The organism is Nostoc sp. CmiVER01, assembly GCF_034531135.2.
In the GTDB taxonomy this organism is placed as follows: domain Bacteria; phylum Cyanobacteriota; class Cyanobacteriia; order Cyanobacteriales; family Nostocaceae; genus Nostoc.
This window is the reverse complement of record NZ_JAVRBU020000023.1, coordinates 82,245-99,339: the sequence shown is the minus strand read 5'-3', so window position 1 is coordinate 99,339 and position 17,095 is coordinate 82,245. Positions and strand designations below refer to the sequence as shown.

Annotated in this window: 13 protein-coding genes; all 13 read right to left on the bottom strand. The window is 40.7% G+C overall.

Going from position 1 to position 17,095, the window contains the following annotated elements:
• Positions 1-10 precede the first annotated feature (10 nt).
• The 13 genes from RMZ43_RS31315 to RMZ43_RS31255 all read right to left on the bottom strand — a co-directional run bounded on the left by RMZ43_RS31315 (position 11) and on the right by RMZ43_RS31255 (position 17,091).
• The gene (locus RMZ43_RS31315; protein ID WP_322652170.1) at positions 11-1,837 is read right to left on the bottom strand and encodes a ScyA-related TPP-binding enzyme; all 1,827 of its coding nucleotides are present in this window, start codon (positions 1,835-1,837) and stop codon (positions 11-13) included.
• A 374-nt stretch (positions 1,838-2,211) separates the two neighbouring features.
• Positions 2,212-3,258, bottom strand: coding sequence for a bifunctional riboflavin kinase/FAD synthetase (locus tag RMZ43_RS31310; protein WP_322649119.1), 1,047 nt, complete (start codon positions 3,256-3,258; stop codon positions 2,212-2,214).
• Between the two features lie 159 nt (positions 3,259-3,417).
• Positions 3,418-3,966, bottom strand: coding sequence for an NADPH-dependent FMN reductase (gene ssuE / locus RMZ43_RS31305; protein WP_322649118.1), 549 nt, complete (start codon positions 3,964-3,966; stop codon positions 3,418-3,420).
• Positions 3,967-4,143: 177 nt separating this feature from the next.
• Entirely contained in the window at positions 4,144-5,775 is a 1,632-nt protein-coding gene (locus tag RMZ43_RS31300) for a tryptophan halogenase family protein (protein ID WP_322649117.1), read from the bottom strand.
• 126 nt (positions 5,776-5,901) lie between these two features.
• Complete coding sequence (trpD, locus tag RMZ43_RS31295) at positions 5,902-6,999, bottom strand: anthranilate phosphoribosyltransferase (RefSeq protein WP_322652171.1); 1,098 nt, start codon at positions 6,997-6,999, stop codon at positions 5,902-5,904.
• Between the two features lie 34 nt (positions 7,000-7,033).
• Positions 7,034-8,275 (bottom strand): tryptophan synthase subunit beta, encoded by a 1,242-nt coding sequence (gene trpB, locus RMZ43_RS31290; RefSeq protein ID WP_322652172.1) that lies wholly within the window; start codon positions 8,273-8,275, stop codon positions 7,034-7,036.
• 17 nt (positions 8,276-8,292) lie between these two features.
• Positions 8,293-9,105 carry a tryptophan synthase subunit alpha gene (trpA, locus tag RMZ43_RS31285; protein WP_322649114.1) on the bottom strand — a complete coding sequence of 271 codons (813 nt, stop codon included), beginning with the start codon at positions 9,103-9,105 and terminating at the stop codon, positions 8,293-8,295.
• 27 nt (positions 9,106-9,132) lie between these two features.
• Positions 9,133-9,987: an indole-3-glycerol phosphate synthase TrpC gene (gene trpC / locus RMZ43_RS31280; RefSeq protein ID WP_322649132.1), complete on the bottom strand. Its 855-nt coding sequence runs from the start codon at positions 9,985-9,987 to the stop codon at positions 9,133-9,135.
• Positions 9,988-10,002: 15 nt separating this feature from the next.
• Positions 10,003-12,243 (bottom strand): anthranilate synthase, encoded by a 2,241-nt coding sequence (locus tag RMZ43_RS31275; RefSeq protein WP_322652173.1) that lies wholly within the window; start codon positions 12,241-12,243, stop codon positions 10,003-10,005.
• A gap of 203 nt (positions 12,244-12,446) precedes the next feature.
• Positions 12,447-13,025: an SRPBCC family protein gene (locus RMZ43_RS31270; protein WP_322652174.1), complete on the bottom strand. Its 579-nt coding sequence runs from the start codon at positions 13,023-13,025 to the stop codon at positions 12,447-12,449.
• 40 nt (positions 13,026-13,065) lie between these two features.
• Entirely contained in the window at positions 13,066-14,202 is a 1,137-nt protein-coding gene (gene aroF, locus RMZ43_RS31265; RefSeq protein ID WP_322649111.1) for a 3-deoxy-7-phosphoheptulonate synthase, read from the bottom strand.
• Positions 14,203-14,273: 71 nt separating this feature from the next.
• A complete protein-coding gene (locus tag RMZ43_RS31260) occupies positions 14,274-15,572 on the bottom strand; it encodes an FAD-dependent oxidoreductase (protein WP_322652175.1) in 1,299 nt (432 codons plus the stop codon).
• 88 nt (positions 15,573-15,660) lie between these two features.
• Positions 15,661-17,091 (bottom strand): tryptophanase, encoded by a 1,431-nt coding sequence (locus tag RMZ43_RS31255; protein WP_322652176.1) that lies wholly within the window; start codon positions 17,089-17,091, stop codon positions 15,661-15,663.
• Positions 17,092-17,095: the final 4 nt, after the last annotated feature.

Here is a 17,095-nt window from a genome sequence, read left to right as displayed (position 1 = left end):
AAATTTTTTCTCAAACACTAGTATTTTGCAAAATTAGATTCTCAATGCGGCTGCCAATCGGTGCTAGCCGAGTCGGATCAATTACTACATCAACAACAAATGGAACTGGAGAGAGCATCGCTTTCTTTAGGGCTAGCTGAATGTCAGATTCTGTTTCGATACGGATACCATCAGCTCCCATTCCTTGGGCAATTTTAACGAAATCCCCTTGGGGAATTTCTATATCAAGATTGTTAAATCCCTGCATTGTTGTTCCTTGAGCGCACATGTTGTAACATGAGTCGTTGAGTACAATCCAAACGGCAGGAATTTTATATTTGACAGCCGTACTTACCTCACTGTTCATCAACATCGCACCATCTCCCACTATGGCTACAGCTTTGCCATTCCGGGCTAGGGCAGCACCTACAACACCTGTGACAGCATGACCCATAGCCCCAAATCCGGTACTAACACGGTAACGTTCGGGTTGGGCAAATCGCAGCATGTAATTTCCCCAAGCAAAAGAGTTGCCGGCTTCTGCAATGATCAAGGCATCACTGCCATCCACAATTACCTGTTGAATTGCATTCATCAATACCTCTGGTCGCACTGCACCTGTGTTTAATGATGAGAATATTTCACACTCAGGTTTGGGTAATGACTGCTGTGTTTCAATAGGACTTTTTGGTAAATGCTTAAGTAGCGATCGCACAAATAATTTCACATCCGACTGAATGGCTACTGTCTGGGCAGTTGGATAGGCTGTTCCTGGTACTTCTGGGTCAATATCAACATGCAAAAAACTCTGCAAAGGAATCATTGCGGGATTCCAAAAAGAGGTGAGTTCTCCTAATCGTGTTCCTAAAACTAGAGTGTGCAATGGTCGAGATTGTTGCATATATCTCAAGACTGATTTGTGTCCAGCGAAGCCTGTACTGCCTATAAATTGCGGATGGTCTTCGGGAAAAATTCCTTTACCCCGTGGCGAACACATCACTGCTGCACCTGTTGTTTCTGCTAACTGCCGAATTTCCTTAGCTGCATTTCTAGCCCCAAAGCCTACCCAGATGGCGAATTTTCCTTTAGAAAGTAACTCTGCACATTCTGAAACTGTTTCCTCACTGACTGTGACTCCTGGTGCAGTGAGATTGACTTTTGACCAAGATGTTTTGGCTGTACTTGTCTGCACTGCTGTTGGAATACTCAAATGGGCGACAAAACCACCCGGTCTAGCTAAACCCAGCACTAGCCTACGTGCAATTTCTGGCAATTGTTCGCCGCTTTCTAAAGTCGTTGCATAATGAAATAGTTTTCCTGTGGTAAATATATCCGCACTGGGCATTGTGTAAGCGCTGGTTTCTTGGAAAGCCCACATTCCTCGCTGTGATGCTGAGGTGGACGGCGATAAAAAGATAACTTTTGCACCGTCCCAACGTGCTGCATATAGTCCTGTGATTGCGTTTGTGATCCCCGGCCCGGCTGTAGTAAATACTACAACTGGGCGATCGCTAGTAAAGTGTGCTTCTGTAGCTGCAAACGCTGCTCCAGCTTCGTGCCGAAAGTGAATCACTTGGATTGAGCTATTTTCCAGGCTATGCCATAAAGGTGCGATCGCTCCGCCCGAAACACCAAACGCATATTGCACTCCCATTTTTTCTAGCATTTTGACTACCGCAGAAGCCACTGACACTTCATTGCCAACTGAAGGCGCAATATTCTCCAAGCAGATATTTGATATATCTGCAAAAGGTGGATACAGCAACGATAGTGAAGATGGCGATAAAACAGAAGACGCGATTGATCCTTTCAGCGAAATATCTGTTTTTGTGTTGGGAGTTTGAAATTTAGTACTCATGTTCAGCAAATTAAATAGATTAAAGGTTGTTATCTGGCTTTACTGACTTTCAAGCCTGCTCACTATTTCCTGTTTGCTATTTTCTGCTGTAAGAATTTACCCTTACCCGTTTAGTACTAGAAATAATAGTTTTGAGCAGGCAAGAGTGTATATCTATAATGGTTTTTGAACAATCTAATTCTTTACTCTCTAATGTTTAGATCACATAGATTCATCCCAAAACCTCTGACTTTTGAGCAATTAAGTTGATACTAAATCACTTGCAAAATTTTTTGCACTCAAGAACAGCAAGTTAAGAATAAACTTAAGTCTTTCTATTGCTCATTGAAGTTCAATATGGCATAAGACCGTTATTCATCAAGCACTACAGCTTATCAGCCTGCGAATTTCTCTAAATTAGTTGATCGTAACAATAGATATCTGGCTTTGGCACAGTCGGCTGTAATCTGTGCTTTGAGGGTTTCTGAGGAGGAGAACTTTTGCTCTGGTCGTAAAAATTCTTCTAATTGTACTATTAATGTCTTGTCATACAAATCGCCTAACCAGTCCAATAGGTGTACTTCTACAGATGGATAGGTATCATTGACTATTAAATGATGAGCAACATTCATAACTCCTATACCTATAGGCAAAAGTTGGTTAGATAAAGATGAAGCATCTACAGTCTCATTGACAATGAATACTCGCACCGCATATACACCATGCCGAGGTAGTAACTTGTTAGCTGTTAATTGAATTTTAGCAGGTGAAAAGCCGATGCTTCTATCCAACTGCTGTACTTTAACAACTTTCCCTGTGAAATTATAAGGATAGTTTAATAGTACCTTAACACGGTGCATGTCACCTTTAGCTAAGGCTTGGCGAATAGAAGAACTGCTAATACGTTCGCCTTGAAAAGAGTAATTAGGAACAATGACAACAGGAATATTAAATTTAGCTGCGATATCCTGTAAATCACTAGTAGTTCCACTACGGTGCTTTCCAAAGCGAAAGTCCTCTCCTACACTGATCATTTGAGCTTTTAGCTGTTGCACTAAAATCTTTTCTACAAAATCTTGCGGACTTAAAGTAGTTAATTCTTTATCAAAAGGTAATAATACTAGTTGTTCTACACCACAATTTTGTAGCTCTTGCACTTTCTCTTGCAAGGGTGTCAGTAAAGGCCAAGGTTTTCCCGTAAAAAACTCTTGTGGATGCGGATTAAAAGTGACAACTGTGGGGTAAATATGTTCTTTAGTTAGCGATCGGTTTTTCTTCCCGGACTCCTGCGTTCTGATGTGATTCAAAATAGGTTGAATGACTTGTTGATGACCACAATGCAGACCGTCAAACTTTCCCAGAGCAACAACAGTTGGTGTGAAAGCAGCAGAAGTAGAGTAAGTCACTCGTACATTATTAGTAAAATTTGCTATTTTGTTCATAATTACATATTATTTTTTCTGAATGTACTATAAAACTGATATTGGATTTTTGAACTTTTAGGGGCGAGTTTACCAATATCATCATTAGCAATTAATCATATTGGCAGAGATAAAATCAATTCTTTACTTCTGCTCTCTGCCTTTTTCTGGTCAATAAAACTACACTGCCACCAATTTTTTCTGTGTCAAAGTATTAACAAGTTCTTGAATAGAAGCTTTTAATCTCTGCTCAATATCGCTATCTAATTGGATTTCTTTCTGCTCATTAAACTGAATTTGTGAACTGACGACGTAAACTCCCTTGAGAATGTGAGTAGCTCCCATTGCTGAGAACAGAGGCTTAATCGCATAGTCAATTGACAGTAAATGATTGATTGATCCACCTGTAACAATTGGCAGGATAGTTTTACCACCAAAAGCATACTGAGGCATTAAATCTAGCAAAGTCTTTAGTATTCCTGTGTAGGAGGAATTGTAAACAGGTGTAGAAATAATTACTGCCTCTGCTTGCCCAACGAGAAGCTGTAGTCTTTTCACCTCTGGACTCTCAAAGTTTCCGTAAATCAAATCCTCTGGAGGGAGATCGCGTACTGTAATAGATGCTATTTCGATTTGATGTTTGGTACAAAGTTCTTGAGCATAGTTTAAGATTGCAGCAGAGCGAGAGTTGAAAGAAGAATTACCGGAAATTGTAACGATTTTGTGCATGGTTTAAATCTCCCGAGATGATTAGTATTAATTTTCTAAAATACATTGCATTTGATTTGATCCTGATAGATTCTCTAATGTCGATGGAACACCGAGAGAGGCTCTGTGAAATGACTTAGCATTCCACAGAGCAGCATGATTAACATGTAATGTTAGGCCAGAAACAGCTTAATACACTTAAGTCGTAACCAAAGAGCGAACTAATTCATTTTCGCTCAGATATTCAGACTGTTCTTGAGACTTGATCACGTAAGTTAAGTATTCATATTGAGATGGTAAGGTAGCACTAAGGTAATTTGTTCTTTCCTTAATTGCATCAAATGTTGCTATAGCTTTTTGGTCTTCAATATGATTCAATACAGGTAAATTGTTTTCAGGAAGGTAATTTAACCCTAACAACATTACAGAATAGGAATAGGACTCAAAACCGTGATAGTTCGGATTGATGCTCTTGTTGTTTGGTAGTCTACTCTTCCACAATCTCAATCTTTCTTGTAGTTCTTCAGAAATTACGATGTCGCGCTTGCTTGCCTTCCAGAACTCTGTGTCTGCTCTATTACTAGCACAATAATGAAGTGTCAAAAAGTCTCGAACACCATCTATGCAATTAGCAACAGTTTTGTTGTAGTTTTTAATTACATCCTCATTAAAGGAAGTGTCTGGTAAGTTGTTGACTAACTCTTCAATACCATGCTGAATAAAGAATATGCCGGTAGACTCTAGTGGTTCAACAAAACCACTAGAAAGACCAATAGCTACACAGTTCTTCACCCATGAGTTTCTGTTTCTACCAATTCTCATCTTGATATGTGAAGCTCTGCAATCATTGGCACCTTCTCCCAAGTGCTGTCTAAATTCAGTTTCCGCCTCTTCTTTAGAGATAAACGCACTTGAGTAAACATACCCTGTGCCAACTCTTCCATACAGAGGGATGTTCCAGACCCAACCAGATGAGAGCGCAGTTGCTGTTGTATAAGGATTGATGCCATTTTTCTTGATATTAGTGGGTATTTGCATAGCGATCGCACTATCGCACAGTAGTGACTCCGAGAAGGAAATAAATGGTTCACCAAGAGCTTTATTGATTAATAAACCACGGAAGCCAGTACAATCTATAAATAAATCGCCTTTAATAGTCCCATGTTCTTTGGTTTTGACATCATCTATACTGCCATCTTCACCTAAATGAACATCTACTACATCATCAACAATCTGTCTTACACCTCTCTGCTTCCCATAATCTTTTAAGAATCTTGCCAGTAAGTTGGCATCAAAATGATAGGCGTAAGGGTACTGAGCTTTTAAATCAGCCAAGACATTTTTCTGAGTGGTAATCTCTTGGGTAAACAAATCTTGAGCTTTATTGTCAAAAACTTCTCCGTTAAAATGTCTGGGAGAGCGCTTCAGATCGCATAACAAAGGAATCATAAAGCAGGAGTAATCAAATGGTGCTTCATGTCTCTTTGTTTTTAGCCACCATTCGGAGATATCAAAACCATCTACCGTTTCATATCTTTGAAAAGGATGGTAAAAGTATTGTCCTTGAGAGTTCCAATTGACAAACTTAATTGCCATTTTATAAGTAGCATTGCATTTTGGCATCCATTCGTGTTCTTGCAAACCGAGAAAATCAAAGAATAGCTTAATGGTACTGAAGGTCGCTTCACCAACTCCCACTGTTGTGATGTTAGATGACTCAATTAGGGTAATCTGAACATTTTTATCCAAAGCCTTGCTCAAATATGCTGCGGTCATCCAACCAGCAGAACCACCACCAACAATTACAATGTTCTTTATGTTCTGTGCCATGAGAATATTGCTCCTAAAGGTTTCATGAAGTATTTTGTCAAACGAGAAAAAGTCAAAGAAATCAACCAACATAAATCCAAACGCAGTGAATTTTACGTTTGTAAAGTATGTAGATACTTTTTTTACCTAATGCAGAATTCGGATTAACTGTTCTAACTTCATCCAGGCTTCTCCACTTTGTAAGATATCTTTAGCAAGAGTTACCCCTTTTGCATAGAAGTTAATTTCATCTGTGGAAGTGGTCGCTTCGCCAACCTGTAAAGCTAGCGCTGCGTTCAAAGCCACAACATCTTGCTGCGCCTGAGTGCCTTTTCCTTGAAGTACAGCTTTGAGAATTTCAGCATTTTCCTTGGCATTTCCACCTGCTAACTGAGTAGTTGCAGCAGGTTTCAATCCCAAATCTTGAGGATTCAAAGTTATTTGATGTAGTTGTTTGTCTGCCAACACAACCATGTCAGTCAAATCTGCTAGTCCTGCCTCATCCAGTTTTTCACGTCCATGAAGAACGATCGCTCGGCAAGTGCCTAATTGATTTAAAGCCTGGGCGATTGTGTTCATTAAGTTAGGATTATAAACTCCGATAACTTGCCCTGTAAGTGGTAAAGGATTGAGTAAGGGGCCTAATAAGTTAAAGACAGTACGGATTTTCAACGTTTTACGCAGAGGTGACACCACCTTGAAAGCAGGATGCCATGTTGGTGCAAATAAAAACGTTATCCCAACTTCGTCAAGGGCTGCGATTATGCGATCGCTGCTGGTATAGAGATTCAGACCCAGCGTTTCTAGGACATCCGCCGATCCAGCTTGACTAGATGCTGAACGATTGCCATGCTTGGCAACTTTGATTCCTGCGGCTGCAACCACGAAAGCTACAGCTGTAGAAATATTGAAAGTTGAGGCTCCATCTCCACCAGTCCCACAAGTGTCAATCAAAGGATAGGAGTTGATAGCATTACTAGTTCCTAATTGTAATGACTGCTGTCGCAAAACTTGCGATAGACCAACCAACTCTTCAGGAGCTACTCCCTTGGCTTGAATTGCTGCCAAAATTGCTCCTGATTGTGCTATGGGGATGGCTTCTGTTAACCAACCTTGCATCAAATTTTTGGCTTGGAGTACAGAAAGGGACTGACGGTCTAGCAGTTGTTGCAGTAAGGTAGACCAATCTTGAGAATCAAAAGTTAATGCCTTGTCTGCATTTAATGTAGGAATTGCCGCTATCATCTCAAATTTTCCCAAATTTTTACAACAGAGTTAATTAGATAGCATTCAAGAATTGAATAACGGTATGCACATCTTTATCTCCTCGTCCAGAGCAACTGAGGATAATTCGTGGACTTCCTCCTATTTCAGGGCAAAGAGTTTCGAGATATGCGATCGCATGGGCAGTTTCTAGAGCCGGAATTATTCCCTCTAACCGCGAAAGACGCTGGAATGCTTGTAAAGCATCTTGATCGGTGACGCTGTGGTATTCAACACGTCCGATGTCCTTCAAATAACTATGCTCAGGCCCCACACCAGGATAATCTAGCCCAGCGCTAATCGAATGTGCCTCGATTATTTGACCATCGTCATCTTGTAGCAAATAGCTCATTGCACCATGCAAAACGCCAACTCGTCCGCGAGTGAGAGTAGCAGCATGTTTTTGGGAGTTAACGCCTTCACCTGCTGCTTCTACTCCAATTAGTCGCACACTTGGTTCATCGACAAACTCGTGGAAAAGTCCGATCGCATTAGAACCACCTCCTACACAAGCCAGGAGAATATCTGGTAATCCTCCCCATTTATCCTGACACTGAGTGCGAGTTTCTTGTCCAATCACAGCCTGAAAATCACGCACCATCATCGGATAAGGATGAGGCCCAGCAACAGAACCGAGAATGTAATGAGTAGTTTCGACATTAGTTACCCAATCTCGGATTGCTTCGGAAGTAGCATCTTTTAAAGTTCCTGTTCCTGCTTCCACAGGACGAACTTCTGCCCCCATCAACTTCATCCGAAACACATTTAGAGCTTGCCGCTCCATATCATGGATGCCCATATAGATTACGCAGTCTAAACCAAAGCGAGCGCAAACTGTGGCTGTAGCAACCCCGTGCTGACCTGCTCCTGTCTCTGCAATAATCCGTTTTTTGCCCATTCGCTTTGCTAATAACACCTGAGCTAGAGCGTTATTAATCTTGTGAGCGCCTGTATGGTTTAAATCTTCACGTTTGAGGTAGATTTGTGGCCCTGTGCCATCAGGTTTGGCATAATGAGCAGTCAAACGTTCAGCAAAGTAAAGAGGGCTGGGTCGTCCTACATAATCCTGCATGAGGTTTTGTAACTCATATTGGAAAGTAGGAACTGTACGATAGTGCTGGTAAGCTCTCTCTAGCTCACTGAGCGCTGACATTAAAGTTTCAGGAACGTACTGGCCTCCAAAGCGTCCAAATCGACCCAATATATCAGGTTTGCTTGCTCTGGGAGCGAGAGCATAAATATCTTTTGTGATTACCACGATGAGATTCCCCTGAATTAGTTATTTGATGCAGTAATTGCTGCTTTCAGACTTCGACAAAGTTTTTCAACTGCCAACAGCCTTTGAGTCGCTGTCCCTTTAACCAAACATTTCACAAAGGCACTACCCACGATCACAGCATTTGCACCCCAATCCATCACCTGACGAGCTTGTTCAGGTCTAGAAATGCCAAAACCAACAGCAATAGGTTTGTCAGTGACACTATGCAAATCTGTGAGTAAATCTTTAACATGCAGTTGGAGTTCGGAGCGTATACCAGTGACACCAGTGACACTGACTAAATAAACGAATCCCTGAGACTGACGAGCGATCGCTTCAATACGTTCAACTGAACTAGTAGGAGCTACCAACAAAATCACTTCGATACCATACTTGGTGGCTAGCTGTAATAAATTTTCTGCTTCCTCCAATGGTAAATCAGGTACTACCAAACCAGCAATGCCTGCTTGAGCTATTTGTTGCAAGAACTGCTCAACACCTCGGTTCAAAATGGGGTTGTAGTAAGTAAATAAGATTAGAGGTGTTTTGAGGCTAGGACTAATAGTCCGAACCATTTCCAGAACTTGATCTAAACGAATGCCCCGTTGCAGAGCGCGGGTTGCTGCTGCTTGAATTACAGGCCCATCTGCCAAAGGATCTGAGTAAGGAACACCCAATTCAATCAGATCGGCACCGTGACGATCCAAAACCCGTAGAGCTTCTGCTGTTATTTCTAAATCTGGATCGCCAGCAGTAATAAAGGGAATTAAGGCGCACTGATTGCGATTTCGTAAAGTCTCGAAGCAATGAGAGATAGAAGTCGTCCTCATAGTTTGTCTAACAAAGTAAGTGAATGGCTAAAAATTTGTCCGCAGATCGAGTACTGCTTGGACTAGATCGGTTTGTTTGACTAAAGACTCTCCCACTAAAACAGCACTAGCACCAGCATCAGCCACAAGAGCTAAATCAGCTTTTGTGTGTATACCAGACTCACTAACAACAGTGATGTTTAAACTGTTTAACTTTTCTCTTCGTTCTGCCAATAAATGCTGTGTAGTTCCTAAATCAACCGTGAAATCTTCGAGATTACGGTTATTGATACCTACTAAACGCAAGTCTTTGAGCGTTAGTACTCGGTCTAGTTCTGCTAGAGTATGTACCTCTATCAGAGCGTTCATGCCTAAACTGTAGGCAATTTGCAAAAATTCTTTGAGGTTTTGGTCTGACAGAATGGCTGCAATCAAAAGTACAGCATCAGCGCCAGCTGCTCGTGCTAGATATATTTGATAAGGATCAATGATGAACTCTTTACACAGCAGTGGTAATGAAACATTTTGTCGAATCGTCTGCAAATAGTCAAAACTGCCTTGAAAGAATTTTTCATCAGTTAGTACTGATATACAAGTTGCTCCACCTTGTGAATAAGCCTGTGCAATTTTGACTGGTTCAAAGTTAGCTCGAATTACTCCTTTACTAGGTGAGGCTTTTTTGACTTCTGCAATTAAGCTGGGTTTGGTTGGGCTTTGTTGCAGCGCACTTAAGAAATCTCGCGTAGCAGGGGCAGTACTTATCTGATTTTGTAAATCTTCTAAACACAATTGCTGACTTCTAAGTGCAACTTCTTGCTTTTTTTGCCACACAATCTCTTCAAGGATATGGCGCGGCTTGGTATTAGTAGTAAATAAAGTTAAAGGATGGCGATCAGTCTGCATAGTCATCACTTGAATTTAAGAGATAGACAATACGGCACGATGGATAACATCTTTGTTGCCAGTAGTTTCTAGCTGTGGATGTGAGAAATTGCACTCTCGTGTGTACATACGCACGACATTCTTAATAATTGATAGACCTACTTCATCAGAAAGAGTCATGATCGATTCTGGGTGAAACTGAAGTGCAGCAATTGGAAGGGTTTTATGCTCAATGCCCATAATCACACCATCTTCTGAAATAGCTGTAACTTGTAATTCTTGAGGAAGGCGATCGGGTAGAGCAAATAACGAATGATATCTACCAACTTCAAAGGATTGGGGTAAACCTTGAAATATCCCAGATTCTGGCGCTGTAACAACAACACGAGCCGATTTTCCATGTTGCGGATACTCAAGAACTCCTAATTCACCCCCAAAAGCTTCAACAATTCCTTGTAACCCCAAACAAACCCCAAAAATTGGGATTTTTCGACGTATGCAGCTTGCAACTGTTTTGGACAGATTAAAGTCACTAGGTCTACCAGGGCCAGGAGATAGTACAACGATGTCTGGAGATTCAATATCTAGAATTTGTTCACAGAAGCCATGACGTAGTGTTTTAACTGTGGCACCAGAAGAGCGGATATAGTTAGCAAGTGTATGTACAAATGAGTCTTCGTGGTCAATTAGTAAGACATGCTTGTTTGTTTCAGTTTTAGCTCGATTGCTAAGGTTTAAACTGCATGACAAGTTGGACTTTTGCTGAGTCTGGTAGAGCGTTTGAAACAAAGCTGCTGCTTTAGTTAAAGTTTCTTGGGCTTCGGCTTCTGGAATTGAGTCATAAAGAACTGTCGCACCCGCACGCACTTCTGCAATTGAGTCTTTAAGTTGAATTGTTCGCAGAATCAGACCGGTGTTCAAGTCGCCTTTGAAAGTGAAGTAACCAACTGCTCCACCATACCAACGTCGAGGACTACGCTCATGCTGTTCAATAAATTGCATTGCTGCTCTTTTGGGCGCTCCTGTGACTGTGACTGCCCACAGATGAGTAAGAAATGCATCCAAGGCATCAAATTCAGGTCTGATTAAGCCTTCAACGTGATCTACTGTATGGATCAAATGACTATACAACTCTATTTGGCGGCGGCCAATTACTCGCACTGACCCAGGTTCGCAGATTCGGGATTTGTCGTTGCGGTCAACGTCAGTACACATTGTCAGTTCAGCTTCATCCTTGCGTGAATTGAGTAGCTGAAGAATTTGTGTTGCATCCTCAATGGCATTTTTTCCACGCTTGATAGTGCCACTGATTGGGCAAGTTTCAACACGCTTCCCTTCGACGCGCACAAACATTTCTGGAGATGCACCAATCAAATATTCTCCACCCAAATTGCAGATAAATCCATAGGGACTAGGATTTATTTGCTGTAACTTTCGGAAAAGTTCTGCTGGGGACTTTTGGCAGCCTTGAAAGAAGTTTTGACTAGGAACTACTTCAAAGAAATCACCTCGACGGAAATAATCAAGTGCTTTTTCAACTTGAAGAGCATACTCATCTGGTTTGTGATCGCAAGGTTGAGTGGGGGTATAGGATTTTCCTTTGTAATCAATGATTTCACCACTCTTTGGCAAACCTTTAGTACTACCATGCTTAGTCTCAAATTCATACTGCACCCTGAATGCACGTTGCTGGTAGTAGTCAACAATTAACAGTTCATCAGGTAGATATAACAACATATCTCGCTGATCGACAGAACGTTCAAGCTGCTTTGGCATTGGTTCAAATTGAAAAACCAAATCGTAGCCAAATGCGCCATACAGCCCTAAATGTTGATCTTCTGGACTCTCAAAAGCAGATAAGATTTCCCGAACGATGTTGAAAACAGATGGTTGTTTGCTGCGCTCTTCTTCGGAAAATAAATGTTCTGTTGGTCGAATTAATCCAGATAAATGCTTCGTTTCCCAATTAACTATCTGGAGTTGCGATCGCCCAAACAAACGCTCTGCTAAATACTGCAATAGCACTACGCCGCGATCGTTATGGGCTGTAAGTGTAAAAAAGTTGTCAGTAGTAACGAGTTCTAAGGGTGGATTAACAAAACCTATTGCCCATCTTTTATATCTTCCAGGATATTCGTAACTACTGGAAAATAAACCTCCACGTTGAGAATCAATAAGTGATAAGACTTCATTAATCGCAGTCTCGATCAGTGTCTCAGTGATGGAGCGAGATATGTACACTCCACCTTTAGTTGTGTAGCAATAAGTATCAAACATTGGGGAATTCTCTCAAACTATTTAAAGAACACCATTCCAGAAATGCTTTAACTACAAACTTGTTTACCTAGTTGGTTCATTGCATGAATGCACTGTAAAATAACGAACTACAAAGTAACCAAAATTCGCAAATAACAAGGAAAAAGAAAGAAGTTGAAAAGCTAATTTTTCTAGCAAAACTAATGCGATAAACTATTAGTCATCTATCCACGACTAAATAGCTTTTCTATTCGCTCTCTAATCGCTAACATACTTACTGGTATATCGTGGCTCAAAACGTGTTCTACTAATGCGCCTGGTAAAATTGGCTTTGGCCAAATCAAGAAGTTATATGAAAGCTCCACTCCATCTTGATCGGGCGATAGATTCCAAGGTTTTAACTGCCAGTAACCAGAGAAGTTCTTAAAGTCTCCCTCAACTTGTTGATAATGAATTTTAGAGGGAAAGTTTTCTTCGATATCTACAACTAATTTGGTCGATACCTTCATCCCCATGAAACTTTTCGTGCGGACTTGTTCTACACGAATACCTCCAGTTGGATGAGCCAAGCGTCTACTTTGCGTAAAATTGGGCATGAACTCAGTAAAAGCTTCATAGTCTGTGAGAACCTGCCAAACTTGCTCTAATGAATAGGGAATTTGAATTTTGGCAAAAACACGTCGTTGTCGGTTCTCTAGCTTTTCAATTTTGATGTCTACAGCTTGTGGAGCAATCAAGTCAGTATTAGTGATAGGTTCTAAGTTTGTTAATTCTAGTTTTGCGGGGTCATATTCCTTGCTCATTTGTACCTCTTGTGCATGGAAATTGAACAGAGTTTTAAAACTAGTTGTGAGAAGTCATGACAGTGATGGTGCTATTACAAAGTTGTTTTGCAGATTGATAGTTTGATGAAAGGGAAGATACTGTCGATGTGGCAAATTTTGGTTCCCAACGATTAACAGCTTGACCAATCACAGCCATTTCTTGCATTAACTTCTCATATTGATCTGGTGTTAGAGATTGAGGCCCATCAGAAAGAGCTTTCGATGGGTTAGGGTGAACCTCAATCATTAAAGCATCTGCACCAGCTGCGATCGCAGCTAATGCCATCGCTGGTACATATTCCGATCTACCAGTACCGTGGCTAGGGTCAATCATAATCGGTAAGTGAGTTAGCGATCGCAACACAGGTATAGCACTCAAATCAAGCGTATTCCTGGCATACTGCCGATCAAAGCTCCGAATTCCCCGTTCGCACAAAATTACATTCGGATTGCCTGCTGCCAAAATGTATTCAGCTGCCATCAACCACTCTTCAATCGTGGCAGACATCCCTCGCTTGAGCAAAATAGGTTTGTTTATACTACCTACTTTCTTTAACAACGAGAAATTATGCATATTGCGAGCGCCGATTTGGACAATATCAGCAATCTGAGCTACTTTCTCAAGATCGGCTGTATCCATGACTTCTGTCACGATTCCCAAACCTGTTTCCTGACGAGCGGTTGCTAACAAATTTAAAGCACTCTCACCATATCCTTGAAAAGCATAGGGAGATGTACGCGGTTTATATGCTCCTCCCCGCAAAAACTTAGCTCCAGCAGCTTTAACTCGCCTAGCTGTTTGTACAATCATTTCTTCGTTCTCTACTGAGCAAGGCCCAGCTATTGTAACTATAGAATGATTTTCGCTAAAACTAACTGCTCCATTCAGTGTGGATACTAATACTTCAGTAGGTTCTCCATAGCGAAATTCTCGACTAACCCGTTTAAAGGGCTGTTTCACCCGCAATACTTCCTCAATAAAAGGACTGAGTTGTTGAATGTATTGAGGATTGATATCTGCCGTATCACCGATTAATGCAATTATAACTTTGTGGTTGCCTACAGTTTTTTCTGGTTTAATCTTCCATCTTTCTAATTCTTGGCTAATTTGTTGAATTTCTAGCTCAGGAGTTCCTGTTTTCATGACTATAATCATTGACTTAAACCTTTATTTACTAGACTGCTGTTCACTTTAATTGAGTGAATAATTACTTTCAAGTAAATATTCTAGACCGACATCTCTAAAACCATGTTTGCTTCGACAATCTTCTCAATTATTTCCTGATGTTTACGCTCTGCTTTTAAAGCTTCTAGATATGGCATACAAGTGAAAGAAACATTGTAGTAAAGGGATGCATACTCTGGATTATTTTCTTGGATTTTTCTCTCAATTTTATTGAGTTCTAAAAATTTGGGATCTCCTACCATTTTTCTTAAAACAGTAAAGTGTTCTACGCAAAGATCAGCGAGAGCATCCATATTTGGTTTACGCATAATCTCATATTCTTGAAAAATTGATTGCCAGTCTCCTAAATGTTTATGAATGCAATTAGTAAGTAACTGGCAATCTTCAAAGCCGGCATTAGCTCCTTGACCGTATGAAGGAAAAATAGCATGGCAAGAATCACCAACTAGTATTACTTTATCTTGATAACTCCAAGGAAAACATTTAATAGTAATCATTGCTTCCACTGGTTTATCAATGTAATTCACTAAGTTGGGTTCTACTAGCGACCAGATATCAGGAAAATACTTTTTGAAAAGATAGCGCAGAGAATCGGGAGATGCAGAAGACTTATGAGAAATTTCACCTTCATAAGGCAAGTGTAATGATAACGTAAAACTTCTATCTAAATTAGGAAACCCAATAAGCATGTAATCATCTCGTGGCCAGATATGTATGGCGTTTTTATCTAATGCCCAATCGCCATCACTGGAGGGAGGAATGATAATTTCTTTATATCCCTGCTCAAAATATTCTTGGGAATAATTGAAACGTTTTAATCGCTGCATCTTGTGCCTAACAGAAGAATAAGCTCCATCAGCAGCAAAAATCCTATCTGCATGAACTTGATTGACTTCTCCTGTTTTTGAATTTTGGAATTTTAAGGTAGCAGTTGGTAAATCAATGTCACTACATTTTTGGTTGAAATGAAATTCAATGTTTTCATGCTGTTGGGCAAAACAGAGAAGCGCCTTACTTAAGTCTTCGCGTCCGATAGAATAAATAGCTTCTCTATTGTTACCGTAAGGCTGATAATTTAGCTCACCATTTTGGGCATGAATAATTCTGCCATAGACAGGAATGCAAAGCCTGCGTACCATGTCACCTGCACCCACAGCATCTAATGCGTGGAAACCCCGTTCAGACAAGGTTATATTGATAGATCGATCTGATTGCAGATTAACTTGGCGTGGATCTGAATTTCGTTCATATACACTAACTTTAAAGCCAGCGCGTGCTAGGTATACAGAGAGCAGAGAACCTACAAGCCCTGCTCCAACAATAATAATGTTTTCTTCCATTTCTACCTCTTTTATTCAAAACAGTTCTTGTTCAGCTTTATGTTTTGTGCTAGGAAGAATCTTTTTCAAGAAAGTTCACAAGTTGCGCTTAAACCGAGAGTATTGATAACTCTGTCAATGTTTTTGATAAGTGATTATCTGCTTTAATAGGTTCAAGCTGGGCTGTAAATTGACGCAACAATTTAGGCGCGTAGTTTAGTTGATATCCAGGAATTTGATTGCAGCGTGCAGCAGTTTTACCAAATATTTCAGCCACATAGTCTAAATGACTTTGTGTATATACCCTTCTAGGAAGTGCTAGACGAACTAGTTCCAATTTGGGATACACCATTTTGTTGGTATCTGGATCAAGATGACCAAAAGTCAGTGAGCCTATTTCTACTGTTCGAATTCCACCTTCTAAATAGAGTTCTACTGTTAAGGCTTGAGCAGGAAATTGTTCTTGAGGGATATGAGACAATAACAATCCAGCATCTACGTATACTGCATGTGCGCCTGGCGGCTCAATGATGGGAATCCCTAATTCTCGTAGACGCGCTGCTAGATATGCTGTTTGCCCCAAACGATAGGCTAGATATTCTTCTTGAAGTACTTCACGCAATCCAATGGCCATAGCATCTAAATCCCGGCCAGCTAACCCGCCATAAGTGGGGAATCCCTCACGGAGAATTAATTCATTACGTGCTTGTTCAAATAGCGCTTCATCTCTCATGGTTATAAAGCCACCAATATTGACCATGCCATCCTTTTTGGCACTCATGGTAATGCCATCGGCTAGAGCAAACATTTCTTGGCTAATTTCCAGAGGAGTTTTATCTGCATAACCAGGCTCTCGTAGCTTAATAAAATAAGCATTTTCTGCAAAGCGACAAGCATCAATGAAAAACGGTATACCAAACTCTTTATAAGTTTGAGAAACTTTTCGTAGGTTTTCTAGAGAAACGGGTTGACCACCTCCAGCGTTATTGGTGACTGTGATCATACCAAAGGGAATTTTGTCTGCTCCTACTCTATTGATAAATTCACGTAGCTTTTCAATATCCATATTCCCTTTAAAGGGGTGATATGAACCAGTATGATGGGCCTCTTCAATAACTAGGTTAGTAGGAAGTCCCCCACGAGCGCGAATATTGGCATAGGTAGTATCAAAGTGCATGTTAGAAGGAACATACTGACCTGGTTTCACCAAACAAGCGCTCAAAATGTTTTCTGCTGCTCGACCTTGGTGAGTAGGTAAAAAGTAGGGAAAGCCGAATATGTCTTGAATGACTTCTGCTAATCGATAATACGAACGAGCGCCAGCATAAGCTTCATCACCTTCAAGCATTGCTGCCCACTGTGCTTGACTCATTGCACTAGTGCCGGAGTCTGTAAATAAATCAATGAATATTTCCTCTGAACGCAGACCAAAGAGATTGTAATTAGCTCGGCGTATGGCTGCCTCACGGGTATTACGATCGAGTAGTTTGATCGGCTCAACCATCTTGATCCGAAATGGTTCTGGGGGATGAAAGGTCATAACT